The organism is Pseudomonas arabinosi (assembly GCF_047758675.1).
Lineage (GTDB): Bacteria > Pseudomonadota > Gammaproteobacteria > Pseudomonadales > Pseudomonadaceae > Aquipseudomonas > Aquipseudomonas arabinosi.
The window spans coordinates 3,334,981-3,358,212 of the sequence record NZ_CP180480.1; the positions used below are offsets into that span (position 1 = coordinate 3,334,981).

Below are 23,232 nucleotides of genomic sequence, written 5' to 3' on the forward strand. Positions count from 1 at the left end.
CCAGGCGGTTATTTGAGTGTCAGTACCCAGGTCGCGAGCACTTTTGCTTCTTCATCCGTTACCGGGTTGGCCGGCATGGGCATCGGTCCCCAATTGCCTTGTGTACCGTTCTTGATGTGGCTGGCCAGGGTGTCCACGGCCCCAGGTACGCCAGCGTTCTTGGCCGCCACATCCTTGAGCGCCGGGCCGACAATCTTGGTGTCGATGGAGTGGCAGGCTGCGCAGGGTTTGCTCTTGAACAGCTCCAGCGCGTCTTGGGCCATGGCCGGCTGCACACTCAGCGCAGCGGTCAGGGCGAACAGTGAAAACAGAGTATTTTTCATGGTGTTTCCTTGCATTGATGGAGCTCAATAGATGTCGTGTTGGGTGTTGTAGACGTTGAACTTCCCGGTGGGTGTGATCAGTCGTTTGTCCTTGATGACTGACTTGAGCTTCAGTGTTTTGTCGTCGATCACCACCAGCGCCGACTCGTCTGCCTGGCCGCTCCACACGGAGAACCAGACTTCATCGCCGGCCTTGTTGTATTCCGGTTGCACGACGCGCATGGCGCCTTGCTTGATGCCCGCGTATTCGGCGATGGGCAGCACGGTGTAGCCGGCGTCGAGTTTGTCGAGGTTGAACACCGCCACTGACTGACTGAGTTTTGTATCCGGGTTGAGGGTGGTGTCGACGTACAGGTGACGGGATTTGGGATGGGTTTTGATAAACAGCGATCCGCCGCCCTGGCCTTTGAGCGAGGCGACCTGCTTCCAGGCATATTGCGGGTGTTTGGTCGGGTCGGTGCCAATCAGCGAGATGCCGTCATCACCCAGATGGCTGGTGGCCCAGACCGGGCCGTAGGTCGGGTGGTTGAAGTTGGCGCCGCGACCCGGGTGAGGGGTTTTGCCGACGTCCACCAGCGCGGTCAACTTGCGCTCCTTGGAGTCGATTACGGCGACTTTGTTGGAGTTGTTGGCGGCGGTCATGAAGTAGCGGTGCGTGCTGTCCCAACCGCCGTCATGCAGGAAGGGCGCGGCGTCGATGTAGGTGACGGTGAGGTTTTTGATGTCCTGGTAATTGACCAGCATCACCTTGCCGGTTTCCTTGACGTTGACGATGAACTCCGGCCATTCGTGAGAGGCGATGATCGCCGCGACGCGAGGCTCCGGGTGATATTCCTGCTTGTCGACGGTCATGCCGCGGGTCGAAACGATCTGCTTCGGCTCCAGGGTTTCGCCATCCATGATGGTGAATTGCGGCGGCCAATAAGAACCGGCGATGGTGTATTTGTCTTCGTAGCCCTTGAACTTCGAGGTCTCGACCGAGCGCGCCTCGATGCCCACTTTGACTTCGGCAACCTTGGTCGGCTCGACCGGCCACAGGTCGATCATGTCGATCCGCGCGTCTCGACCAATCACCAGCAGATAGCGACCCGAGGCAGAGATGCGCGAGATGTGCACCGCGTAACCGGTCTCGATCAGTTTGACGATCTTCTTGCTGTCCCCATCAATCAGGGCGATCTTGCCGTCATCGCGCAACGTCACCGAAAACAGGTTCGGCAGGTTGAGTTTGCTCAGCTGCTTCTTCGGACGGTCCTCGGGTTTGACCAGCACTTTCCAGGTTTTCAGCGTCTCGGCCATGCCCCATTCCGGTGGCGTCGGCGGCGTGTGCTGAATGAACTTGGCCATGACCGTGATCTGATCTTTGGTCAGCGCATTGGACGTCCCCCAGTTCGGCATGCCCGCCGGTGAACCGTAGGTAATCAAGGCTTCCAGAAACGGTTGCCCGCGGTTCTGGGTAATGTCCGGTGTCAGCGGTTTGCCGGTGGCCCCTTTGCGCAGAACACCGTGGCAGCCTGCGCAGCGCTGGAAGTAGATTTCCTTCGATGAGTCGAACTCGGCCTGGCTCATGTCGGGAGCGCCGGCGGTTTTGACCATGGGCGGGTTGGCCGCCGCGGCGGGCTCTTCAGCGCTGGCGGCATGGCTCACCGCCAGGGCCAGTGACGAACACACTGTGGCGAGGGTCAGGGCAAACGTTTTTCTATAGCTGATCAGCATTCCATTTCTCCTCAGGCAAGACCTTTGCGATGTGCTGAAACGGCAGCGCAGAACGCAGGTTCTTAGTGCCGTGCAAGGCTATGCCTGAGCAGGCCATTGTTCGCTTGACGACGATCAAGTTTGCCGGCCATCTCACTTGCCAGGTTGTCGCAGGGGCCCGTAGCGTGTTCCTTGAATCCGCTTTTGGAACAGGCAGCCCATGGACCGTACCCAGTCTTGCGAACACCCGATCGAACCCTTCTACCAACCGCTGAATAATGAGGAGGCGCTGTTCGAGCAAGCCTGGCGACACGGCATGCCGGTGCTGATCAAAGGCCCGACGGGGTGCGGTAAGACCCGTTTCGTCCAGCACATGGCCCATCGGCTGAAACTGCCGCTGTACACCGTGGCTTGCCATGACGATCTGAGCGCAGCCGACCTGATCGGTCGTCACCTGATCGGTGCCCAGGGCACCTGGTGGCAAGACGGACCGCTGACCCGCGCGGTGCGTGAAGGCGGCATCTGTTATCTGGACGAAGTGGTCGAGGCGCGCCAGGACACCGTGGTGGTGTTGCATCCACTGGCCGATGATCGTCGGGAGCTGTTCCTGGAACGCACCGGCGAAGTGCTGAAGGCACCGCCGTCCTTCATGCTCGTGGTGTCTTACAACCCCGGTTACCAGAACCTGCTCAAAGGCATGAAACCCAGCACCCGCCAACGCTTCGTGGCGATGCGTTTCGGCTATCCACCGGTGGCCGATGAGGAGCGGATCGTCGCCCGAGAAGCTCAGGTGGACAGCGCGCTGGCGGCGCAGGTGGTGCGGCTCGGCCAGGCGCTACGCCGGCTTGATCAACATGATCTGGAGGAGGTCGCCTCGACGCGACTGCTGATTTTTACCGCGCGGATGATCCGCTCCGGGATGAGCCCGCGTGAGGCGTGCATGGCTTGCCTGGCCGAACCGCTGAGCGATGATCCGCTGACCGTCGCCGCGCTGATGGACGTGGTTGATGTCCACTTCGGCTGAGTCCACGGGCGTCACGCGCCGTCACTTGCCGGGTGATCTGGCGATGTGGTTTTTCATTCTCGCCGAGCTGTCGGTGTTCGCCATCCTGATCCTGGCGTTCGCCGTGACCCAGGCGCTCAAGCCGCAGATGTTCAGTGAAAGCCGTCTGTTGCTGAACACCTCAACCGGGTTGGCGATGACCCTGAGCCTGCTCACCGCGGGGCTGTTCGCCGCGCTGGCGCAGGAGCAAGTCAGGCGCTCACGGTCGCGTCACGGCGCCGTCTTCCTGCTGATGGCGTTGCTCGCCGCCAGTGTCTATGTGGTGCTGAAACTCACGGAATACCGGCACTTGCTGGCCTCGGGGCTGGGCATGGAGCACAACACGTTTTTCACGTTGTACTGGATTCTCACCGGTTTTCATTTTCTCCACGTAGTGCTCGGCATGATCATTCTCGGATGGCTGGCCGAGCGCTGTCGCCGTGGCCTGTACGACGCCAATACGCGCAGCGGGTTTGAATCCGGCGTGTTGTATTGGCACATGGTCGATCTGATCTGGGTCATGCTTTTTCCGCTGGTCTACGTGCTGAGTTGACGAGGTTCTCATGACTGTTTCCAGGGTATTGCTCGTCTGTTGGGCCGCGCTCGCGACGTTAAGTGTCTGCACGGTGGTGCTGGCCCAGGCCGGTGCGACTTGGTTGCTGTCGATTGCCATTTTGGTGGTGGCGGTTGGCAAGGCCTGGCTGATCACCGACGGCTTCATGGAAATGCGCCACGCACCGCGACTGTGGCGGCGATTGATGTTGAGCTGGGCGCTGGTGTTGGCAACGGTGGTAGGCCTGACATTGGTGTTGTTCCGCTGAAGGAATACAGCCCCTAAAACACCGCAGTTCCAATGTGGGAGCGTGCTTGCTCGCGATGGGGCCATAACATTCAACATCTTCGCCGACTGCAAGACCGCTATCGCGAGCAAGCTCGCTCCCACATTGGATATTCGTCAGCCATACGATCAATACCCGACCAAAACCATCTGACTTTCTTGATCGCCATCAAGCAGGTTTCAACCCTTCGCTTCCTATCATGGACGGGCCTAGCAAAGAGGAAGCGACCATGTCAGACACCTTCACCAAAGGCATGGCCAGGAATATTTACTTCGGGGGAAGCATCTTCTTCTTCCTGATATTCCTGGCTTTGACCTATCACACGGAACAGACCTTTCCAGAGCGCAGCAATGAGGCGCTGTTAACCGAATCAGTCGAGCGCGGCAAGTTGGTCTGGGAGCAAAACAATTGCATCGGCTGCCACACGCTGCTGGGCGAGGGCGCCTACTTCGCGCCTGAGCTGGGCAACGTGTTCCAGCGGCGCGGCGGGGAGGCGGGCTTCAAACCCTTCCTGCATGCCTGGATGAAGATGCAGCCACTGGGCGTACCGGGTCGTCGCGCGATGCCGCAGTTCAAGTTGAGTGACCAGGAGGTGGATGACATCGCCGAGTTCCTCAAATGGAGCTCGAAAATCAACACCAATGGCTGGCCGCCAAACAAGGAGGGCTAAGCGATGAGCATTGCTAATCCGCATCTGAAATTCGCCTCGCAATCCGTGGCCAAACCGTACTTCGTGTTTGCTCTGATCCTGTTTCTCGGTCAGATACTGTTCGGTTTGATCATGGGGCTGCAATACGTGATCGGAGACTTTCTGTTCCCGATCATCCCCTTCAACGTGGCGCGGATGGTGCACACCAACCTGCTGATCGTCTGGATATTGTTCGGCTTCATGGGGGCTGCCTACTACCTGATTCCGGAAGAGGCCGACCGCGAACTGCACAGTCCGAAACTGGCGATCATCCTGTTCTGGGTATTCGCCGCCGCTGGCGTGCTGACGATCCTCGGTTACCTGCTGGTGCCTTATGCCGGCCTGGCCAAGCTGACCCACAACGAGCTGCTGCCGACCATGGGTCGGGAGTTCCTGGAGCAGCCGACCATCTCCAAGATGGGCATTGTGGTGGTCTGCCTGGGCTTTCTCTACAACATCGGCATGACCCTGCTCAAAGGTCGCAAGACCACCGTCAGCATGGTCATGATGACCGGGTTGATCGGGCTCGCGGTGTTCTTCCTGTTCTCCTTCTACAACCCCGGCAACCTGGCCCGCGACAAGTTCTACTGGTGGTGGGTGGTGCATCTTTGGGTAGAAGGCGTGTGGGAACTGATCATGGGCTCGATGCTGGCCTTCGTCCTGATCAAGATCACCGGTGTAGACCGGGAGGTCGTGGAGAAATGGCTCTACGTGATCATCGCCATGGCGCTGATAACGGGGATCATCGGCACCGGTCACCACTTCTTCTGGATCGGTGCACCTGAGGTCTGGTTGTGGGTCGGTTCAATCTTCTCGGCACTCGAGCCGCTGCCGTTCCTGGCGATGGTGATATTCGCCTTCAGCATGGTCAAGAACCGTCGTCGGGACCACCCGAACCGCGCCGCCACGCTGTGGGCCAAGGGCACCACGGTCACCGCCTTCTTCGGCGCTGGCGTCTGGGGTTTCCTGCATACCCTGGCACCGGTCAACTTCTACACCCACGGTTCGCAGTTAACGGCGGCCCACGGTCACCTGGCCTTCTACGGTGCTTACGCGATGATCGTGATGACCTTGATCAGCTATGCCATGCCGAAACTGCGAGGGCTCGGCGAAGCAGCGGACGAGCGTTCGCAGCAACTGGAGATCTGGGGCTTCTGGTTGATGACCCTGTCGATGGTCATGATCACGCTGCTGCTCACCGCTGCCGGTGTCGTGCAGATCTACCTGCAACGCTGGCCGGTGGATGGCGTCGCGTTACCGTTCATGGCCACTGTCGATCATCTGCAAGTGCTGTTCTGGGCTCGTCTGGGCGCCGGTCTCGGTTTCTTCGCAGGGCTGATCTGCTACCTGTTCAGCTTCAAGCGGCGGGTGCCAGTGGGGATCACTGCGACTGCCGCCTCCGCTGTTCGTTCGTGAGTCAGTAACCACCTGAAGGAGGACGGCCCGGCTGGTACAGCGGGCCGTTTCACATTGGTTTTCAGAGGAAAAAAACCATGGCCTTTACCGTCGAACTGGAAGAGTGGGTCGGCAGTGTCTGGCATCGCTTTATCACCCGCCGCGCCAGCCCGGACTTTCCCGAGGCCCGGGTCGAACTGATCCACCAGCAACGACCGCTGGCGTTGTTGTTTCGCGCCATGGGGGGCGCCAATGGCGTCGGCGTGGAAGCCGCCAGCGACCGCGATCTGCTGTTGCGGCGCAACGTGCTGCAGCAGATCGCCGGCACCTGCAAGCAAGTGCCCTTGGCGTGGTGCGACGAGACCAATCTTCGTCTGCCATCGAGCCTCGCGGTGTTTCCTGAAGTCGCATTGAACGAGGAACTCTATCGTTGGCTCGCATTGCTGGCGGCGCAGGCCGGTCAGATGCGGCACTGGGGGCGGGACAATCAACGCTGGACGCAACAACTGTTGCGGCGCTATCCCGCGATGCGTGCCCGGTACAAGCGTTTGGTCGATGCCCATCTGCAATTGCGCCCGGATCCGGCAACATTGAATGCCGGCGAAGCGGCGCTGGAGCGGGCGTTATGCCAGGCGCTACGCGAGCCCGGTAGCGTCGAACATTTTCCCCGCAGTGAGCGGGCCGCATGGCCGCTGCCGCTGTGGTTGTACCCGCCGCAAAACCTTGCCAGCCCGCAGGCTGCCGACCTCGGCGACGAATCGGAAGAGACGCTGACGACCCCTCCCGGTGAACAGAAAGGCGGAAGCAAACGCGCCAAGCGAATCGATGAAGGCAGCCGCGATGGCGGGTTGTTGATCGTGCGCCTGGAGAACCTGTTCAGCTGGACCGAACACGTCGACCTGGATCGCTGGTCAGACGACAGCGAAAACCCTGACGCGGCCAGAGTCGCCGAGGACCTCGACGAGTTGAGCCTGTCGCGTACCCGTCTGCGCAAGGGTGGCGGCCTCAAGCTGCACCTGGATTTGCCGCCGGCCGATGTCGACGATATTCCCCTGGGCGAGGGCATCAAGTTGCCGGAATGGGACTATCGCAAACTGCAAATGCAGGACGCCTTCGTCAATCTGCAAATGATGGTGCCCCGCGACTGTGAGGCGCAGCCATTGCCGCCACGGCTGAAGGCTTCGGCTCACCGTCTTCGCCGCCAGTTCGAGCACCTGCGCAATGACCGTCAATGGTTACGCCAGCAACCCCAAGGGTCTGAACTGGACATGCAGGCCTGGCTGGATTTTCACGTTGAACGCGAGCATGGCCAATGTGCGGAACGCGGTCTGTTCATGGAACAACGGCAGACGCGCCGCGACCTCGCGTGCCTGTTGCTGGCCGATGTGTCGATGTCCACCGACGCGCACTTGAACGATGAGCATCGGGTGATTGATGTGATCCGCGACAGTTTGCTGCTGTTCGGCGAAACCCTGTCGGTGCTGGGTGATGATTTTGCCCTGTACGGATTTTCCTCGCTGCGTCGTCATCAAGTGCGCATGCAGGAACTCAAGTCCTTCACCCAGCGTTATGACGACAACACCCGCGGCCGCATTCAAGGGCTCAAACCGGGTTATTACACCCGCATGGGTGCCGCCATCCGCCACGCCACCCAACTGCTGGGCAAGAGCAAACGCCGCAGCAAGCTGTTGCTGCTGCTGACGGATGGCAAACCGAATGATCTGGATTTGTATGAGGGGCGTTACGGTGTTGAAGACACCCGCGAGGCGGTACTGGAGGCGCGGCGTCAGGGGTTGACGCCGTTCTGTATCACGATTGACCGCGAGGCCGGGGATTACCTGCCTTACATGTTCGGCGCCAATGGCTACACCTTGATCCGCCAGCCCGAGCAATTACCCCTGCGCTTGCCGCAGTTGTATCGCCAGCTGACCCAGCCGTGATGAACACGGTCTGTAGCAGCTGCCGAGCCTGCGAGGCTGCTGCTACAGGGGATAGGTGGGGGATTCAGGAGATGCTGCGTGGCAACCAGAAAAACATGGCCACGCAGAAAATCGTCAGGCCGATGCAGAACCACGTGAATCGGCGCAGCCGGCGTTCCCCCGCCTGTGCGGCGAATGCCGGCAGGGGCATGCCGCATTGGCGGCACTCGGTTTCTTCTGCGGGGTTTACGTGTTGGCAATACAAACAGACGGGCATGGCACTCACTCGAACTGTTCCAGGCGCAGACGATCGAGAATGGCGATTTGGCGGCCGTCCTGGGTGATGATTTTTTCATCGATCAGGCGACGAATGATCCGCGAAAAGGTTTCCGGCTGGATCGACAGATGCCCGGCAATCAGTTGCTTGGCCATCGGCAGTTCGAATTGGCTGTCAACGGTTTGCTGGCGCACCAATTGCGTCAGCAGATAACGCACGACCCGGTGGGTGGCGTTTTTCAGGGACAGGGTTTCGATTTCGTTGACCCGTTGATGCAGGCGAACGCAGAGCTTGCCGAGCAGCGCAAAGGTCAGTCGGCTATTGCTCTGCAGCAGGCGCATGTAGGTGTTGTTGGATAACCGATAGAGCTGAGTCGGGCAGATCGCTTCGGCCGAGGCCACATAGTTCGGGGTGTCCATCAGCATCATCGCCTCGGCGAAGGTTTGCCGATCGCCGATCACCTCAAACACTTTCTCCTGCCCATCCGGTGTCAGGCGGTAGATTTTCACCGCGCCGGCAATCACGAAATAGAACGAGTCTGCCGGCTCGCCCTGGCGGAACAACGGTTCGCCCTTGTCGATGCTCAACAAGTGGCTGGTACTCATCAATTCATCCAGCTGTTCTTCGTTCAACGGCTCGAACAAGTGATGACTGCGCAGAATCTGGTGATGGACACGATGAAGCACCATATGAATTCATCCTGAGGATTGAGGAGGGGTGGCGATCAAGTCAAACGAGGCCCAGCGAGACGCCGCTGGCCAACGCCAGAACCGAGGTCAACACCACAAACCAGGCCAGAGGCTGGATGACTTTTTTCATGACGACTCCTGGGGATCGAGAGGGATCAAGGTTTCTTTGATTGCTGAATGCTTGAGCAAGACGCGGGCCATGCCTGGAGGCCTTTGTTTATTGAGGTTGTCAGATGCGAAGGTAAAAATGACCACGAGGTGTAGGGTTTAAATAACCATTAAAGGGTCATTTGTACCTTGAGCCGATCCCCCTGTGGGAGCGAGCAAGCTCGCTCCCACAGGGGGCAAGTCCTCTCACCACGGGGTTCGAATGAGCAACGGGGCACGCCCCTTGCACACTTGATCTGCGACAAAGGCAATTGATCGCCAATACCCGATCATTGCCCCCGGACTTACCTCGACGCGTGCGGGTTGGCGTCAGGTCAGCAGCAAGGTAAAGGAGTGGCTTTATGCAAGTGCTCGACCGCCGTAAAGCGATGGCTATCGCGCCGCTGTTACGTTTGGCCTTCCGGCCATTTTTCCTCGCCGGCTGCCTTCTGGCAGTGCTGGCGATTCCGCTCTGGCTGGCCGCCTTCAGTGGTGCGCTTTCCGGCTGGCAGCCGGCGGGAGGCTGGCTGGGTTGGCATCGACACGAATTGCTGTTCGGGTTCGGCTTGGCGATCATCGCGGGTTTTCTGCTGACGGCCGTGCAGACCTGGACCGGTCGCCCCGGCCTCAGCGGGCGACCCCTGGCTGCGCTGGCGTTGCTGTGGTTGTTGGCGCGCGTGGCCTGGCTGGTCAATGCACCGTGGCCGGTGCTCGCGGTGCTGGAATTGGCGTTCCCGCTGGCGGTGGCCGCGCTAATGGGGTTCACCTTGTGGAAGGTGAGGCAGAAACGTAACTACCCGATTGCGGTGGTGCTGCTGTTGTTAGCGGCGGCCGACGGGTTGTCCCTTTACGGCCTGGTCGAAGGTCATGAAGGTTGGCAGCGTCAAGGCGTGCTGACCGGCCTCTGGCTGGTGGCGGCGATGATGGGCTTGATCGGCGGGCGCGTCATACCGTTCTTCATCCAGCGCGGTCTCGGCAAGGTCGAGGGCGTTACCCCTTGGCCTTGGCTGGATTGGTTGCTGCTGATTGGCTCTCCTCTCGTGGCGTTGTTGTACGCCGCCGGACCAGCACTTGAGCCCACTCTCTGGGTCGGCCTGTTGTTCGCCGCGTTGGCCGCCGGGCATCTGGTGCGCCTGGTTCGCTGGCATGATCGCGCCCTCTGGCGTGTGCCGTTGTTGTGGTCGTTGTACCTGGCGTATGCCTGGTTGGCGGTGGCCTGTCTCGGCATGGCGCTGTGGCATTTCGGTGTGCCGATTAACCCGAGTCTGGCGGTGCATTGCCTGACAATCGGCGCCATGGCCGGCCTGGTGCTGGCGATGATCGCACGGGTCAGCCTGGGTCATACCGGCCGCGCGCTGGAGCCGCCATCGGGCATAACCCTGGCGTTCATTTTGCTTAACCTGGCGTGTCTAAGCCGGGTCGTGTTGATCCTGTTCTTTCCCCTGCCTGCGTTGTGGCTGGCCGGTGTGTGTTGGGCGATGGCGTTTGCGCTGTACGCCTGGCGCTACGGTCCGATGCTGCTGCGGGCCCGGGTGGACGGTCATCCGGGCTAACCACGTGAACTGATGGAGGCTGCCGGTGTTATATCCCTTTTTACTGGTCACCCATTTGCTGGCGGCGATTGCCTTCATCGGCACCCTGTTTTTCGAGGTGGTGATCTGGCACCGCGCCCGCCAGCAGTTGGCGGATCCCGCGCAAGCGACCGCAGATCAAGCGATTGCAGTGCGCTCGCGCAAGGTGCTGCATGGCGTGGTGTTGCTGTTGTATGGCGCCGGTATCAGCCTGGCGTGGCAGCACCGTGGCGTATTGAGTCAGCCGCTGGCCAGCAGTTTTGGCACGTTGCTGAGCCTGAAGATCGTCCTGGCCCTGAGCATCATCGGCCATTACTTCCTGCTGGCGTATTGGCTTAAAAGCGCACGACTGACCACGACCCGCGCCAGCTGGATTCGCCGCAGCATCCTCGGGCACATGGTGTTGATCGTGATCCTGGCCAAGGCCATGTTCTATTGGCACGGTTGATCACACGCCTTTCCTGACAGACAAAACCCGCGTCAACCGGAGGGCTGACGCGGGTTGGGTGTGAGTGGCAATTGATCAGTGACGACGGTTCAAGGCGTTAACAAACAACACGTTGTTTTCCAGATGGATGTGTTGCATCAGGTCATCACGAAACTCCAGCAGCCCACGATAAAGGGCGCGCCAGGTGTTACAGGCATCGGCCGGCGGGGTGATGTTGTTGGTCAGCGCGAGCAGCTTTTCGAGGGCTTCGCCATGTTGATCATGTTCAAAGCGCAGCACCTGGATCGGCGGCGCGGCCTGAGGGCCGATGCCCTGTTGCAGCATCGGGAAGAGCACTTGTTCTTCCTTGAGCATGTGGCCTTCGAGTTCTTGTTGCATGTCGGTCAGCAGATCGGCCAGGCCATTGGGGCAGCTGCTGCGCGCACCGTGGACCTGCTCGACGCGACGGGCCAGGCGGATCAGTTCCGGCAGTTGCTCGCGATGGCGGGCGTGGTAGCGCGCCAGTAGGTGGGCGATCAACAGTTCCGACGGTTCGTTGCGCCAGTCGTGTTGGGTTTCGCCGGTGTCTTGCAACCGGTGCAGCGCATTGGCAATCAGCACCGGATCGAGGTCTTTGCCCGCGGCCGCTTCACGCAGGCTTTTATGCCCGCCACAACAGAAGTCCAGTTTGAAGGTGTGGAAAATCCGCGTGGCGCCGGGAATGTCGCAAGCCAGTTGGCCGAGGCTTTGTTCCAGTAGGGTTAGGCTCATCAGGGTTTCCTTGTTTGGATTTCAACGGTTCCCCAGGCTCATTGCATCCGGCATGCCATATTTAACGTATTGAAAAATATGGCTTAATTTTTAGTTGTGGTGATAGGCACCCGGACGCTTTAGGGTGAATCCAACCATAGAGGGTAATAACTACCATGCTGCGTGAAAGCCTGGCGGCCGACCTGATTGTCGAGTTGCCCAATGCTGTGCGGTTGCAACGACTGGTCCAGACCCTGCGCGAGTACTTCAACAGTGGCGCCGTGGGATTGCTGCGTCTGGATGACGACAGCCTCAGGCCGGTCGCGACGGTGGGGCTGGTGCATGAAGCATTGGGGCGCCGCTTCGTCATCGCCCAGCATCCGCGGCTGGCGGCGATCATGGCGTCGCGCGAACCCACCTGGTTCGAGCCCGACAGTCGCCTGCCGGATCCTTATGACGGCTTGCTCGACGATCACGCCGGCGAACCGATGCCAGTGCACGACTGCATGGGCGTGAGCCTGTATGTGGAGGGGCGGATCTGGGGCGCGATCACCCTCGATGCGCTGCACGCCGGGACCTTCGACAGCCGTGCGCGGGAAGAGCTCAAGCGCTGCACCTTGCAGATCGAAGCCGCCGTGCGAGTCACCCGGCTTGAGCAGGAAAACCGCAGCCTGCGCTTGTCCCGCAGCGATACTCAAGACGTGCGGCGGCCGGCTGATGAAGGCGAAATCCTCGGGCAGAGTGAGGTGCTGCATCAGTTGCTCAATGAGCTGGACGTACTGGCCGATTCCGAACTGCCAGTGTTGCTGCTGGGCGAGACCGGCGTCGGTAAGGAACTGTTCGCCCGGCGCTTGCATCGTCTGTCGCGCCGCAGTCATAAGCCGCTGGTGCAGGTTAACTGCGCCGCGTTGCCGGAGTCTCTGGCAGAGAGTGAATTATTCGGCCATGTCAAAGGCGCGTTTTCCGGCGCCACCAGTGACCGTGCCGGACGTTTCGATGCCGCCAACGGTGGCACGCTGTTTCTCGATGAAGTCGGTGAATTGCCCTTGGCCGTGCAAGCGAAGCTGCTGCGCACCCTGCAGAACGGCGAGATCCAGCGCCTCGGCGCCGACAAGCCGTTGCATGTCGACGTGCGCATCATCGCCGCGACCAACCGGCACCTGCCGGACAGCATCCGCGACGGCTTGTTTCGGGCCGATCTGTATCACCGGCTCTCGGTGTATCCGGTGCCGATTCCGCCGCTGCGCGAGCGGGGCAACGACGTGTTGATGCTGGCCGGGCATTTCCTTGAGCTCAATCGGGCGCGGCTCGGTCTGCGTGGCTTGCGCCTGTCGCCGGCAGCCGAGCGAGCGCTGCTGACGTACAGCTGGCCGGGCAACGTGCGCGAGCTGGAGCATGTGATCAGCCGAGCCGCGTTGAAGCAACTCAGTCGCGGCACCAGTCGTACGCTGATCATGACCCTGGAACCCGAGATTCTCGACCTCGACAGTGCCATGGGCGGGCAGGGCGCGGTCGTCGAAAGTCCCCTGGACGTGACGGCTGATGAGCCGTTCCAGCCCCTGGGTGAAGCGGTCGACGATTACCAGCGCAAGAAAATTCTCCAGGCCTTGAGCCTGTCCGGGGAGAACTGGGCCAGCGCCGCGCGGATTCTGGAAGTCGATCCCAGCAACCTGCACAAACTGGCTCGGCGCCTGCGCCTTAAATAAGGCTGGGCGTGCTCAGTGTTGATGGTGGTCAAGGTGCTGTTGCGCAGTGCATTGCACACTGGGCAGAACCTTTTTGGAGATCATCGCCATGCCCCTTTCCCTGGCACAGATGCGCCGCAACTACACCCTTTTTGGCCTGCAAGACGAGTCGGCGCTGGACGACCCGATGGCGATGTTCCGGCAATGGATGCAGCTGGCCCGCGACACCGAGCGCGTGCCTGTCGAAGCCAACAGCATGGTGTTGGCGACGGTCGACAGTGAAGGGCGCCCGCACTGCCGGGTCCTGCTGCTCAAGGGTTTGAGCGATGAAGGCTTCACATTTTTCGGCAATTACCAGAGCGACAAAGGCCAGCAACTGGCTGCTAACCCGCATGCCGCCATGACCTTTTTCTGGCCGGGGCTGGAGCGTCAGGTGCGTATCGAAGGCCAGGTCTCCAGGCTCGACCCGACGCTGTCGGATGCGTACTTCGATTCCCGCTCACAAGACAGTCGCCTGGGCGCCTGGGCTTCACCGCAAAGCCGAGCGCTGGCCAATCGGGCCGAGCTTGAGTCGCTGCTGCTACAAACCACCCAACGTTTTGCCGGCAAGACCGTGCCGCGGCCCGAGCATTGGGGCGGTTACTGCCTGCACCCTGAACGTCTGGAATTCTGGCAGGGCCGTGCCGACCGTTTGCATGATCGTCTTGATTACCGGTTGCGCGATGGCGCATGGCAACGCAACCGCCTGGCGCCTTGAGACCGCACAACGCGCAGCGATAGAGAACAATGTGGGAGCGAGCCTGCTCGCGATAGCGGTGGATCAGTCAACATCAATGTTGCCTGACAAACCGCTATCGCGAGCAGGCTCGCTCCCACAGGTTTTGTGTGCCTAACACAATATTCTTATGTCCCTGACGAGGTACCTCCTTGGAGGAATAGGCTCACTGCGAATTCCAGTTCAGGCTTTGTCTCATACCCTCATACACGGGAAGGCTTGGATATGGCCCATCTGGCGCAACGCACGTTTGAACCCTTGAACATTGCCGTGCTGACCATCAGCGATACGCGCACCTTTGACACCGACACCTCGGGGCAGACCCTGACGGATTTGCTGCAAACGGCCGGGCATGTATTGATCGATCGTGATCTGGTCAAGGACGACATTTATCAGATCCGCGCCAAGGTCTCCCACTGGATCGCCGACCCTCAGGTGCAAGTGATACTGATGACCGGCGGCACCGGTTTCACCGCGCGCGACAACACACCGCAAGCGGTCTTGCCGTTGCTGGACAAACACGTGGAAGGCTTCGGTGAACTGTTCCGTCAGGTGTCCCTGGCGGAGATTGGCATGTCCAGTCTGCAGTCACGGGCACTGGCCGGGATGAGCAATGGCGTGCTGGTGTGCTGCGTCCCGGGTTCGCCGGGCGCGTGTCGAACCGCTTGGAACCAGATCCTGCTCGAACAATTGGACAGCCGCACCGGCCCGTGCAATTTCGCCCCGCATTTGAAACCGCAAGCACAGCGGGTCATCGACGCCTGCGAGTCACGCTCATGACTGGCCGGGTGTGCGACCTCGGCAACCTGATGCCGGTGGACGAGGCCATCAGCCGTCTGCTGGATCAGGCACCGCCGCCGCCCCTGGCGCAGAAGATCGGACTGGATCAAGCCTTGGGGCGGGTGCTGGCGGCGGACATTCATTCACCCGTCAACCTGCCGGCCTGGGACAACAGTGCCATGGACGGTTACGCACTCAGGGCCGCTGACCTGCCACCGGACGGTGGCTGTTTGACGATTGGCGGACGAATTGCGGCGGGGGATCAGGCGTGCTCGCCGTTGCTAGCGCAGCAAGCGGTGCAGATCTTTACCGGTGCGCCATTACCGCCGGGTGCCGACACGGTGGTACCGCAAGAGCGCTGCCGGATCGACGGCGAGCGTGTCTGGTTTCCGCCCGTAAACGCCGGCGATCACGTGCGCAAGGAAGGTGAGGAGGTTCGCCGGGGAGATCTTCTGCTCCAAGCCGGCAAACGCCTGCGTGCGCAAGAAGTGGGGTTGCTGGCCGGCGCGGGCATTGCGCGGGTCGAGGTCTACCGCCCGTTGCAGGTGTGCTTGCTCAGCAGCGGCAATGAACTGCGTGAGCCGGGCGATCCATTGGCGCCGGGGCAGATTTACAACAGCAATCGCTATTGCCTCGCGGCGTTGTTGAGCGGTTGGGGCGTCGAGGTGCACGACTATGGCGTCATGGCCGATGAGTTGGCCGCCAGCCGGCATGCCTTGAGCCTGGCGTCCTCGGAATGCGACCTGTTGTTGAGTTCCGGTGGCGTCTCGGTCGGTGAGGAAGATCACCTCAAACAGGCCATCGAGGAGCTCGGTAGCCTGGATTTCTGGCGGCTGGCCATTCAGCCGGGTAAACCGCTGGCCTTTGGCGAAGTGGCCGGAAAACCGTGGATCGGCATGCCGGGCAATCCTTCAGCGGCGCTGATTACCGCGTTGGTGGTAGTGCGTCCGTTCCTGCTCAGGGCCCAGGGCGTGAAAGACGTGTTGCCGGTGCCAATGGCCGTGCCCGCCGGGTTCGACTGGTTGCAGCGCAACAAACGTCGGCAGTACCTGCGGGCACGGTTGACGCCCGGTGCTGACGGCCAATTGAGCGTGGAGCTGCACCCTCAGCAAAGCTCGGCGATGTTGAGTGCCGCGTGTTGGGCCGACGGGCTGGCGGTGATCGAGTGCGAGCAGCAAGTGCTCAAGCACGACAACGTGATGTTCCTGTCCTTCGCCGACCTGATGCATTGATCGCAATTGATTGCCGTCAAGGCTCTGGCTGTCGGTCTCGCTAGACTGGCAGCGCGTTTTTCCATGAGGATTACCCATGCAACTGGTCTGCCCGGCAGGCAACCTGCCTGCGCTGAAAGCGGCGGTGCGCGAAGGCGCCGATGCCGTTTATGTCGGTTTTCGCGATGACACCAATGCCCGGCATTTCGCGGGGCTGAACATGGACGACAAACAGTTCGACGCCGCGGTCGCCCACATCCGCCAGCATCAACGCAAACTCTACGTCGCGGTCAACACCTACCCGCAACCCAAGGGCTGGGAACGCTGGCAGCGGGCAGTCGATCGTGCCGCCGATTTCGGCGTGGATGCGCTGATCGCCGCTGATCCCGGCGTGCTCAACTACGCCAGCCAGCGGCATCCGCAGCTGGCGTTGCACCTGTCGGTCCAGGGCTCGGCTACCCACGCTGCGGCGCTGGAGTTTTATGCGCAACGCTACGGGATTCGTCGTGCGGTGCTGCCGCGAGTGTTGTCGTTGGCGCAAGTGCGCCAGGTCGCCGCGAGCAGCCCGGTGCCCATCGAAGTGTTTGGCTTCGGCAGCTTATGCATCATGGCCGAAGGGCGTTGCCATCTGTCTTCCTACATCACCGGCGAGTCGCCGAATCTCTGTGGCGTCTGTTCGCCAGCCAAAGCGGTGCGCTGGAGCGAAGACGCTGAAGGTTTGAGCGCACGGCTCAGTGAAGTGCTGATCGACCGCTACACACCTGACGAACCCGCCGGTTACCCGACCCTGTGCAAAGGCCGCTTCCTGGTCGGTGGCAAACGCTTCCATGCGCTGGAGGAACCCACCAGCCTCGACACCCTGGATTTGCTGCCGGAATTGACGGCCATCGGCGTTGAAGCAGTGAAAATCGAAGGCCGGCAACGCAGTCCGGCCTATGTCGAACAAGTCACCCGCGTCTGGCGCGCGGCACTGGATGCCCATCGGGGCTCACCGGGCAGTTTTCGGGTCAAGGAGGAATGGCGTCGGGTACTGGCCGGTTTGTCCGAAGGCAGCCAGACCACCCTGGGTGCTTATCATCGATCATGGCAATGAGGGAGGCGACATGAAGCTCAGCCTTGGACCGGTCCTGTTTTATTGGGACAAAGAGCAACTCAGCAACTTTTACGCCGAGATGTCGGCCTTGCCTCTGGATGTGATTTATCTGGGGGAAACCGTGTGTTCGAAACGCCGGGCCTTTTCTTTGGATCAATGGCTGGGCCTGGGGCGCGAATTGCAGGAATGCAGCCAGGCACAATTGGTGATCTCCAGCCTGACGCTGATCGAAGCGGCCTCCGAACTCTCCAGCCTGCGTCGGCTCTGCGACAACGGCCAACTGTTGGTGGAAGCCAACGACATGGGCGCGGTGCAGTTTATGGCCGAGCGCAAGTTGCCGTTCGTGGGCGGTCCGGCACTGAATTTGTACAACGGTCATGCGCTGGCTCAACTGATCGACAGTGGAATGACTCGTTGGGTGCCGCCCGTGGAATGTTCGGCTGCGCTGATTAGCGACGTGATCGGGCAGGTCCGTGAACTGGGTCGTGCCGTGCCGGAGGTGGAAATCTTTGCCTACGGACATTTGCCGTTGGCCTATTCCGCGCGCTGCTTCACGGCCCGGGCGGAAAACCTGCCCAAGGATGACTGCCGGTTTTGCTGCCTCAACTACCCCGACGGCCTGCCGTTGACCAGTCAGGAAGGGCAGGCGTTGTTCACCATCAATGGTATTCAAACGATGTCGGCGGAGGTGACCAATCTGCTGGCGGATTACGCCGGATTGGTGGCCTGTGGCGCCGACCTGTTGCGTCTGAGCCCTCGCGCTCAGGGCATGGCCGAGGTCATTGCTGCCTATCAACGGGTTCGTCTGGGCGAGACGCCGCCGTTGTTTGTTGACGGTTGCAACGGTTACTGGCATGGCCAGGCCGGCATGTTGCGCGTCGAGGAGGTTGGCCTGTGTTGAATCGTAAAAAGTGGTTGTTGAAAGGTGCTGACCGGCTGTTGCCGCTGGTGCGTCGGGTGCCTTTTGCGGTGCAGCGCCTGGCGTTGCAGCAGGCGCTGAATCGTTGCCTTGCCGAGCCGTTGCGCGATGGTGAATTTGAAGTGTTGCGCGGGCGTTGGTTGTGCTTGCGGATTCCGGATCTGGGGTTGTCCTGGTATTTGACGTTGACCCGTCAAGGGCTGCGAATTGCTGAACGCGCCGACGCGCATGTGACCATCAGTGGCAACTGGCGTGAGTTTTTACTCTTGGCGAGTCGTCAGGAGGATCCGGATACGTTGTTCTTTCGCCGGCGTTTGGTGATTGAGGGGGATACGGAGTTGGGGCTGGCGCTGAAGAATTTGATCGACAGTCTGGATCCTGATGTGTTGCCTGTTTGGTTGTGGCGCAATCTGGAGCGGGCGGGGAAGGGGTTGGCGGCGGGTTAGTCGAGCTGTGTTTTTGGTTGGGGTACATATCCGTTGCTGCGGTGATGGCTGCTGAGGGTTCCGCCCTTACGGCGGGTCACTTTGGAAAAGCGCCAAAGTAACCAAAACGCTTTGGCCCCTGACGTACGGCCCTTCGCCTAGGCTCAGGGTACCCTCGCTCCGGTCCTGCTCCGTGGGCCCGCCGCCATCGGCCATCCATGGCCGGGGGCGGCTACCGCGGCATCCTTGCCGCGGTGCCCACTGCGCAGAACCTGCGCTCGGCCTTCCGACGGGGCAGGTCAAAATCAAAAGCCAGATCAAAAGCCAGAGCGAGGCGACCTGATAGCCGGCCTGATGTCAGTCATGGTCATCGGCGGTGGACACCTATGCCATGCCTGCCAAAAATCCAACTGTGGGAGCGAGCCTGCTCGCGAAGGCGGACTTACATTCAACATTGATGTCGACTGACAGGACCTCATCGCGAGCAGGCTCGCTCCCACAGGGGAATGCGTACGCTTGAAGAGACAGGCCGGCCGGTAGGCCGCCTCGCGGTGCTTTTTACGGTGCTCGCCCCCTCGAGAGGCCGAGTGGAGGTTCTGCGCAGTGGGCAACCCGGCATGGATGCCGGGTTAGCCGCCCCCGGCCATGGATGGCCGATGGCGGCGGGCCCACGTAGCAGGACCGGAGCGAGGGCATGGCGAGCCTAGGCGAGCCACCGAACGAAAGGGGCAAGAGCCCTTGGTTACTTGGGGCTTTTCAAAGTAACTCGCGGTAAAAGCGAAACCAATAGCAGCCGTTACCGCAGAAATGGATATGTACTGAGCCAAAAGACGCCTTCGCGAGCAGGCTCGCTCCCACATTTGATCTGCGTTGCCCTCAAGCCATCAGTTCAGAGGCGTGATGCTGCCGAGCATCACTGGCAATCAACTGCCTGATCTCTTCGAACAACTCATCCCCCTGCACCGGCGTGCAATCCTCGCCATTGCGCTTACGCAACCCGTAATGGCTAAGGATCAAGTGCACATCCGCATGCAAACCATGCTGCTTCAAGCAGTTTTCAACGCATTGCAACGGGCAACCATCCAACGCAAAAATCCGCCGTCCCGAACGGGCCTTGTTGACCAGCGCCGCCACATGCCCACCGACCCCGACGATGCAGGACATTTCAGCCAGACCACTGCGATCCAGCCGCACGGCCAAGGCATTGGCCAGTTGGGCGACGTTGGAGCAGCCTGAGCAGGAGTAAATCAGGGGCAGGGTTGAACGGGACATGAGCGTTCTCCATGGATGGACTTCTTCAGTGTGCAAGGCCGGTGGCATTGCGCATTGACTGCGGTCAATTCCGTTTATTGGAAGGCCGCGAGATCCTCTTCAGCGAGGATGCTGATATTGCGTCGTTCCATCGCGATCAGGCCGCTGTCCACCAGGCGGTGCAATATCCGCGAAAAGGTTTCCGGCTGAATACCCAGCTTCGAGGCGACCAGGCGTTTGGACACCTGCAAGACAATCAAGCCGCTGACCGGGTTGCGTTCCTGGAACAGGAAATTGATCACCCGCCGGCTCGCACTGGCCATGGTCAAGGTGTCGATGTCCCGCAGACGCAGGTGCAGGTGCACACTCATGCTCGCCAGGATCGCCAGGCACACTTTCGGCTGGTCTTCGAGGGCGTTGCGGTAATGGCTGCCCTCGATACTCACCAACACGCTGTCCTTCAGCGCCGTGGCACTGACCGGATAGAGACGGGCCTGGCTAAACAGCAAGGCTTCGGCAAACGTCTGGCCGGGCTGAATGATCTCCACCAGGTTCTCCTGGCCTTCACCGGTGAGCCGGTACAACTTGATCTGGCCGCTGACCAGCAGGAAAAAGCGCTTGGCCGGATCCCCTTGGTGCATGAGCGTGCTGTGACAGGCCAAGCGCTTGAGCATCGCGAGGCCGCAGACTTCCTCGAAGATTTTCTCCGGCAACTGGCTGAACAGATGGTGACGACGCAACGTTAAAACGATGGAAGGGTGGGTCAGCATGGCGTACCTCCGCTGACGCTCATAGTAGAGAGCGCCGGCCGGATGACCTATGCCTCTGCCGGCCTACCTCCAAAGAGGCATGCCCCTCAACCCGCATTGCGCAGATGTTCCATGGCCCACACCGCCGCCTCGACCCGCGAGCGCAAGCCGAGTTTGTGCAGCAGGTTTTTCACGTGAACCTTGACCGTGCCTTCGGTGATGCCCAGCTTGTGCCCGATGACCTTGTTGCTGAAGCCGCTGGCGATGGTTTTCAGCACCTGGCGTTCACGCTCGGTCAGTTCCACCACGGTCTGGCGCTGCGGTGAGCGCAGTGCCTGGGCCATGACTTGGGTCAGCCCCGGGCTGATCACCAATTCGCCGTTCAAGGCATTGCGGATGTACTGAATCAACAGCTCGGGCTCCATGTCTTTGAGCAGGTAGCCGTCGGCATCCAGACGCAACGCGTCGCGAATATCGTCTTCGGCGTCCGACACCGTGAACAACAGCACCTTGCCGGTGTAGTGCATCGCCCGTAACTGGCGCAGGGTTTCAATGCCATTCATCAGCGGCATGTTGTTATCGAGCAACACCAGATCCGGTTGCAGCGGCTCGATCAGACCAAGCGCTTCTTCACCGTTGCTGGCTTCACCGACGATCAGGAAATCATCTTCGAGTTCGAGCATCTGGCGGATGCCGTGACGCATCATCGGATGGTCGTCGACCAACAGGATGGTGTGTTGCAGGGAGGGGTTCATGTGACGCTACCTTCTGTTTGCTGCCCGAGAAACTCCGGTTGGAATTCCAGTTGGACGCGGGTGCCTTGCGGCTCCCTGGAGACTATTTCGAGTTGGCCGCGCAAGCTGCGGGCCCGCTCATCCATGATTTTCAGGCCGTGGTGTTCGCGTTGGTCGACGTTGCCGCTAAACCCGCGCCCGTCGTCTTCAACGATGAGCCTGACGTTTTCACCGTCCTGACGCAGTTGCAGCCAGGCGTTTTGCGCGTGGGCGTGACGCAGGCAATTGGAGAGCGCTTCGCGGGTGATCTGCAAGATGTGGATTTGCTCGCTGGCCGATAACTGAAAGGCCAGCGCGTCGACGTGCAGGTGCACCTGGAATTCGCCGCGACGGGAGAACTCTTCGGCGGTGTCCTTGAGTTCCTGCACCAGCCCCGCATCGTGAATCTGCAAGCGAAAGGTGGTCAGCAACTCGCGTAACTGGCGGTAGGCATTGTTCAGCCCCTCGCGCAGTTCGGCGGTGACGTTTTCCAGGGTTTCGACCGGTTCGCCACGGCGCATCAGGGTCTGCAGGCGGCTGACTTGCAGCTTCATGTAGGACAGGGCCTGGGCCAGTGAGTCGTGCAGTTCGCGGGCGATGATCGTGCGTTCGTCGAGCAGCAGCAGGCGATGATCCTGTTCCCGTTGACGCTTGAGCGAGAGCGAGGTGCCGATCAGGTTGGCCAGGGCCTGGATCAGTTGGGTTTCCCAGGCTTGGGTCGGATGTCCGTCGACAAAATGCGCCTTGAGTTCACCCAGTTCACTGCCCTGGTTGCTGATGCTGAACGTTTGTGGGCTGGCTTTATGGTGCTTCTGGCACGTGGCGCAATCGCTGCTGGCGCAGACTTCGCGGATGTTCGCGCCATGCAGGGCGAGCAACTGCTGGGCCGGTGCCTGCATTTGTCCTTGCAGGCACAGCGACAGGCGCAAGCCGGGCAGGCGTTGCTGGAAGCGTCGAATCAACTCATCCAGCCCTTCGGCATTGGCCAGGCGTGTGGCCAGGCTTCGACTGCTTTGGTACAGCAACTCGAGGGCGGCATTGGCTTGTTGCAGGTTCAGGGTTTTTTGCTGGACCTGACTCTCAAGGGTGCGATGCGAGTCTTCGATCGTCTCGGCCATGGCGTTGAAACTCGTGGCCAACTGGCCCAGTTCGTCCTGGGACTGATGGTTGACCCGCACCTTGAAATCGCCGCGACGAAAGCGCTGGGTCGCGTCCACCAACTCTTTCAAGGGCATGACGACCCCGTACTGCAATTCGTAGAGCCCAATCAGCAGGACGAACAGGGTGGTGAACAGGGCCAGGCCCTGGATCACCTGTTGCCAGCCTTGCTTCTGTTCGCTTTGGCGCTGCAACAGGTTGACGAACTGGTTCAGTTGTTCAATGAAGGGCAAGGCCTGGACCTGAAAATAGGCGGCATCGCCGCGCTCCAGTGCCGGGCGCAAATCCTCATTCCAGTTTTGCTGGATTTGCCCGTAGCTGATTTGCAGCGCGGTGGTCGGGCCATCTTCCAGCACCGCTTTGAGTGACTGGCTGGTGAGACGGGTTTGCAGGCTGTCGCTGATGGCGGCGATTTCCCAGGGCGTTGCACCCGCCGCCAGCTTCCAGCTCAGGTGGTAAGTCTCCATGCGCACCGAGCCTGCGGTGTTGATGGCCGCCGCATCGCCCTGGCTGAACCAGGCGATCAGTCCGGCGCTCAACGAACTGGCAAGGGCGAGTAAGGCGATCAGGATCACCGCCAGCCCGGCGCGAGCGGGCAGGGAGCCGCGCAACCAACGCATCATCGGCGCAGGTCCGGGAAGAAATCAGGAAAAC

24 protein-coding genes are annotated in these 23,232 nt (G+C 60.6%); 15 read left to right on the top strand and 9 right to left on the bottom strand.

The window, feature by feature from the left end; genetic code table 11:
- Nucleotides 1–8: 8 nt before the first annotated feature.
- Both ACMXYJ_RS15695 and ACMXYJ_RS15700 read right to left on the bottom strand, forming a co-directional pair.
- A complete protein-coding gene (locus ACMXYJ_RS15695) occupies nt 9–323 on the bottom strand; it encodes a c-type cytochrome (protein ID WP_415760565.1) in 315 nt (104 codons plus the stop codon).
- Nucleotides 324–347: 24 nt separating this feature from the next.
- On the bottom strand, nt 348–2,036 hold the full coding sequence (locus tag ACMXYJ_RS15700; protein ID WP_415760566.1) for a cytochrome D1 domain-containing protein: 1,689 nt from the start codon (nt 2,034–2,036) through the stop codon (nt 348–350).
- Between the two features lie 199 nt (nt 2,037–2,235).
- Here ACMXYJ_RS15700 and ACMXYJ_RS15705 point away from each other — a divergent pair, with 199 nt between their 5' ends.
- The 6 genes from ACMXYJ_RS15705 to ACMXYJ_RS15730 all read left to right on the top strand — a co-directional run bounded on the left by ACMXYJ_RS15705 (nt 2,236) and on the right by ACMXYJ_RS15730 (nt 7,919).
- Complete coding sequence (locus ACMXYJ_RS15705; RefSeq protein WP_046046542.1) at nt 2,236–3,039, top strand: CbbQ/NirQ/NorQ/GpvN family protein; 804 nt, start codon at nt 2,236–2,238, stop codon at nt 3,037–3,039.
- The gene (locus ACMXYJ_RS15710) at nt 3,023–3,610 is read left to right on the top strand and encodes a cytochrome c oxidase subunit 3 family protein (RefSeq protein ID WP_415760567.1); all 588 of its coding nucleotides are present in this window, start codon (nt 3,023–3,025) and stop codon (nt 3,608–3,610) included. Before ACMXYJ_RS15705 ends, ACMXYJ_RS15710 begins: the two co-directional genes overlap by 17 nt.
- 10 nt (nt 3,611–3,620) lie before the next feature.
- Nucleotides 3,621–3,878 carry a cytochrome C oxidase subunit IV family protein gene (locus ACMXYJ_RS15715; protein WP_415760568.1) on the top strand — a complete coding sequence of 86 codons (258 nt, stop codon included), beginning with the start codon at nt 3,621–3,623 and terminating at the stop codon, nt 3,876–3,878.
- Nucleotides 3,879–4,125: 247 nt separating this feature from the next.
- On the top strand, nt 4,126–4,566 hold the full coding sequence (locus tag ACMXYJ_RS15720; RefSeq protein ID WP_008156283.1) for a c-type cytochrome: 441 nt from the start codon (nt 4,126–4,128) through the stop codon (nt 4,564–4,566).
- Nucleotides 4,567–4,569: 3 nt separating this feature from the next.
- Nucleotides 4,570–6,000: a cbb3-type cytochrome c oxidase subunit I gene (locus ACMXYJ_RS15725; RefSeq protein ID WP_415760569.1), complete on the top strand. Its 1,431-nt coding sequence runs from the start codon at nt 4,570–4,572 to the stop codon at nt 5,998–6,000.
- A gap of 77 nt (nt 6,001–6,077) precedes the next feature.
- Entirely contained in the window at nt 6,078–7,919 is a 1,842-nt protein-coding gene (locus ACMXYJ_RS15730) for a nitric oxide reductase activation protein NorD (RefSeq protein ID WP_415760570.1), read from the top strand.
- A 64-nt stretch (nt 7,920–7,983) separates the two neighbouring features.
- Here the strand turns inward: ACMXYJ_RS15730 and ACMXYJ_RS15735 are convergent, their stop codons facing one another.
- Together ACMXYJ_RS15735 and ACMXYJ_RS15740 are read right to left on the bottom strand one after the other, a co-directional pair.
- Entirely contained in the window at nt 7,984–8,175 is a 192-nt protein-coding gene (locus ACMXYJ_RS15735; RefSeq protein ID WP_415760737.1) for a protein DnrP, read from the bottom strand.
- Between the two features lie 5 nt (nt 8,176–8,180).
- Nucleotides 8,181–8,864, bottom strand: coding sequence for a Crp/Fnr family transcriptional regulator (locus tag ACMXYJ_RS15740; RefSeq protein WP_046046537.1), 684 nt, complete (start codon nt 8,862–8,864; stop codon nt 8,181–8,183).
- 509 nt (nt 8,865–9,373) lie between these two features.
- On the opposite strand from ACMXYJ_RS15740, the gene ACMXYJ_RS15745 reads away from it, so the two are divergent.
- Both ACMXYJ_RS15745 and ACMXYJ_RS15750 read left to right on the top strand, forming a co-directional pair.
- Complete coding sequence (locus tag ACMXYJ_RS15745; RefSeq protein ID WP_415760571.1) at nt 9,374–10,564, top strand: NnrS family protein; 1,191 nt, start codon at nt 9,374–9,376, stop codon at nt 10,562–10,564.
- 25 nt (nt 10,565–10,589) lie between these two features.
- Complete coding sequence (locus ACMXYJ_RS15750; RefSeq protein WP_415760572.1) at nt 10,590–11,030, top strand: CopD family copper resistance protein; 441 nt, start codon at nt 10,590–10,592, stop codon at nt 11,028–11,030.
- A gap of 75 nt (nt 11,031–11,105) precedes the next feature.
- On the opposite strand, the gene ytfE is transcribed toward ACMXYJ_RS15750, so the two are convergent.
- A complete protein-coding gene (gene ytfE, locus ACMXYJ_RS15755) occupies nt 11,106–11,780 on the bottom strand; it encodes an iron-sulfur cluster repair protein YtfE (protein ID WP_415760573.1) in 675 nt (224 codons plus the stop codon).
- A 155-nt stretch (nt 11,781–11,935) separates the two neighbouring features.
- Between ytfE and norR the strand changes: the two genes are divergently transcribed.
- The 7 genes from norR to ubiT all read left to right on the top strand — a co-directional run bounded on the left by norR (nt 11,936) and on the right by ubiT (nt 18,668).
- Nucleotides 11,936–13,465: a nitric oxide reductase transcriptional regulator NorR gene (gene norR / locus ACMXYJ_RS15760; RefSeq protein WP_415760574.1), complete on the top strand. Its 1,530-nt coding sequence runs from the start codon at nt 11,936–11,938 to the stop codon at nt 13,463–13,465.
- 88 nt (nt 13,466–13,553) lie between these two features.
- Complete coding sequence (gene pdxH / locus ACMXYJ_RS15765; protein WP_415760575.1) at nt 13,554–14,201, top strand: pyridoxamine 5'-phosphate oxidase; 648 nt, start codon at nt 13,554–13,556, stop codon at nt 14,199–14,201.
- A 243-nt stretch (nt 14,202–14,444) separates the two neighbouring features.
- The gene (gene moaB, locus ACMXYJ_RS15770; RefSeq protein WP_046046532.1) at nt 14,445–14,999 is read left to right on the top strand and encodes a molybdenum cofactor biosynthesis protein B; all 555 of its coding nucleotides are present in this window, start codon (nt 14,445–14,447) and stop codon (nt 14,997–14,999) included.
- Nucleotides 14,996–16,231 (top strand): molybdopterin molybdotransferase MoeA, encoded by a 1,236-nt coding sequence (locus tag ACMXYJ_RS15775; RefSeq protein ID WP_415760577.1) that lies wholly within the window; start codon nt 14,996–14,998, stop codon nt 16,229–16,231. The genes moaB and ACMXYJ_RS15775 overlap by 4 nt, the downstream gene beginning before the upstream one ends.
- 76 nt (nt 16,232–16,307) lie before the next feature.
- Nucleotides 16,308–17,303 (top strand): ubiquinone anaerobic biosynthesis protein UbiU, encoded by a 996-nt coding sequence (gene ubiU, locus ACMXYJ_RS15780; RefSeq protein WP_046046530.1) that lies wholly within the window; start codon nt 16,308–16,310, stop codon nt 17,301–17,303.
- A gap of 10 nt (nt 17,304–17,313) precedes the next feature.
- Entirely contained in the window at nt 17,314–18,204 is an 891-nt protein-coding gene (locus ACMXYJ_RS15785) for a U32 family peptidase (RefSeq protein ID WP_415760578.1), read from the top strand.
- On the top strand, nt 18,198–18,668 hold the full coding sequence (gene ubiT / locus ACMXYJ_RS15790) for a ubiquinone anaerobic biosynthesis accessory factor UbiT (RefSeq protein ID WP_415760579.1): 471 nt from the start codon (nt 18,198–18,200) through the stop codon (nt 18,666–18,668). The genes ACMXYJ_RS15785 and ubiT overlap by 7 nt, the downstream gene beginning before the upstream one ends.
- Nucleotides 18,669–19,523: 855 nt before the next feature.
- On the opposite strand, the gene ACMXYJ_RS15795 is transcribed toward ubiT, so the two are convergent.
- The 4 genes from ACMXYJ_RS15795 to ACMXYJ_RS15810 all read right to left on the bottom strand — a co-directional run bounded on the left by ACMXYJ_RS15795 (nt 19,524) and on the right by ACMXYJ_RS15810 (nt 23,201).
- Nucleotides 19,524–19,919 carry a putative zinc-binding protein gene (locus ACMXYJ_RS15795; protein ID WP_415760580.1) on the bottom strand — a complete coding sequence of 132 codons (396 nt, stop codon included), beginning with the start codon at nt 19,917–19,919 and terminating at the stop codon, nt 19,524–19,526.
- A 74-nt stretch (nt 19,920–19,993) separates the two neighbouring features.
- Nucleotides 19,994–20,668, bottom strand: coding sequence for a Crp/Fnr family transcriptional regulator (locus ACMXYJ_RS15800; protein WP_033059073.1), 675 nt, complete (start codon nt 20,666–20,668; stop codon nt 19,994–19,996).
- An 86-nt stretch (nt 20,669–20,754) separates the two neighbouring features.
- Nucleotides 20,755–21,402 carry a two-component system response regulator NarL gene (gene narL / locus ACMXYJ_RS15805; protein ID WP_129444700.1) on the bottom strand — a complete coding sequence of 216 codons (648 nt, stop codon included), beginning with the start codon at nt 21,400–21,402 and terminating at the stop codon, nt 20,755–20,757.
- The gene (locus ACMXYJ_RS15810; protein ID WP_415760581.1) at nt 21,399–23,201 is read right to left on the bottom strand and encodes a HAMP domain-containing protein; all 1,803 of its coding nucleotides are present in this window, start codon (nt 23,199–23,201) and stop codon (nt 21,399–21,401) included. Before ACMXYJ_RS15810 ends, narL begins: the two co-directional genes overlap by 4 nt.
- Nucleotides 23,202–23,232: the final 31 nt, after the last annotated feature.

What these genes read in the sequence shown, in the direction of transcription:
- ACMXYJ_RS15715 (WP_415760568.1), top strand. Translation starts at nt 3,621, where the DNA reads ATGACTGTTTCCAGGGTATTGCTCGTCTGTTGGGCCGCGCTCGCGACG.
- ACMXYJ_RS15720 (WP_008156283.1), top strand. Translation starts at nt 4,126, where the DNA reads ATGTCAGACACCTTCACCAAAGGCATGGCCAGGAATATTTACTTCGGG.
- pdxH (WP_415760575.1), top strand. Translation starts at nt 13,554, where the DNA reads ATGCCCCTTTCCCTGGCACAGATGCGCCGCAACTACACCCTTTTTGGC.
- moaB (WP_046046532.1), top strand. Translation starts at nt 14,445, where the DNA reads ATGGCCCATCTGGCGCAACGCACGTTTGAACCCTTGAACATTGCCGTG.
- ACMXYJ_RS15745 (WP_415760571.1), top strand. Translation starts at nt 9,374, where the DNA reads ATGCAAGTGCTCGACCGCCGTAAAGCGATGGCTATCGCGCCGCTGTTA.
- ACMXYJ_RS15785 (WP_415760578.1), top strand. Translation starts at nt 17,314, where the DNA reads ATGAAGCTCAGCCTTGGACCGGTCCTGTTTTATTGGGACAAAGAGCAA.
- ACMXYJ_RS15775 (WP_415760577.1), top strand. Translation starts at nt 14,996, where the DNA reads ATGACTGGCCGGGTGTGCGACCTCGGCAACCTGATGCCGGTGGACGAG.
- narL (WP_129444700.1), bottom strand. Translation starts at nt 21,402, where the DNA reads ATGAACCCCTCCCTGCAACACACCATCCTGTTGGTCGACGACCATCCG.
- ACMXYJ_RS15795 (WP_415760580.1), bottom strand. Translation starts at nt 19,919, where the DNA reads ATGTCCCGTTCAACCCTGCCCCTGATTTACTCCTGCTCAGGCTGCTCC.
- ACMXYJ_RS15705 (WP_046046542.1), top strand. Translation starts at nt 2,236, where the DNA reads ATGGACCGTACCCAGTCTTGCGAACACCCGATCGAACCCTTCTACCAA.
- ACMXYJ_RS15730 (WP_415760570.1), top strand. Translation starts at nt 6,078, where the DNA reads ATGGCCTTTACCGTCGAACTGGAAGAGTGGGTCGGCAGTGTCTGGCAT.
- ytfE (WP_415760573.1), bottom strand. Translation starts at nt 11,780, where the DNA reads ATGAGCCTAACCCTACTGGAACAAAGCCTCGGCCAACTGGCTTGCGAC.
- ACMXYJ_RS15700 (WP_415760566.1), bottom strand. Translation starts at nt 2,036, where the DNA reads ATGCTGATCAGCTATAGAAAAACGTTTGCCCTGACCCTCGCCACAGTG.
- ACMXYJ_RS15725 (WP_415760569.1), top strand. Translation starts at nt 4,570, where the DNA reads ATGAGCATTGCTAATCCGCATCTGAAATTCGCCTCGCAATCCGTGGCC.
- ACMXYJ_RS15810 (WP_415760581.1), bottom strand. Translation starts at nt 23,201, where the DNA reads ATGATGCGTTGGTTGCGCGGCTCCCTGCCCGCTCGCGCCGGGCTGGCG.
- ACMXYJ_RS15740 (WP_046046537.1), bottom strand. Translation starts at nt 8,864, where the DNA reads ATGGTGCTTCATCGTGTCCATCACCAGATTCTGCGCAGTCATCACTTG.
- ACMXYJ_RS15800 (WP_033059073.1), bottom strand. Translation starts at nt 20,668, where the DNA reads ATGCTGACCCACCCTTCCATCGTTTTAACGTTGCGTCGTCACCATCTG.
- ACMXYJ_RS15710 (WP_415760567.1), top strand. Translation starts at nt 3,023, where the DNA reads ATGTCCACTTCGGCTGAGTCCACGGGCGTCACGCGCCGTCACTTGCCG.
- ubiU (WP_046046530.1), top strand. Translation starts at nt 16,308, where the DNA reads ATGCAACTGGTCTGCCCGGCAGGCAACCTGCCTGCGCTGAAAGCGGCG.
- ACMXYJ_RS15695 (WP_415760565.1), bottom strand. Translation starts at nt 323, where the DNA reads ATGAAAAATACTCTGTTTTCACTGTTCGCCCTGACCGCTGCGCTGAGT.
- ACMXYJ_RS15735 (WP_415760737.1), bottom strand. Translation starts at nt 8,175, where the DNA reads ATGCCCGTCTGTTTGTATTGCCAACACGTAAACCCCGCAGAAGAAACC.
- norR (WP_415760574.1), top strand. Translation starts at nt 11,936, where the DNA reads ATGCTGCGTGAAAGCCTGGCGGCCGACCTGATTGTCGAGTTGCCCAAT.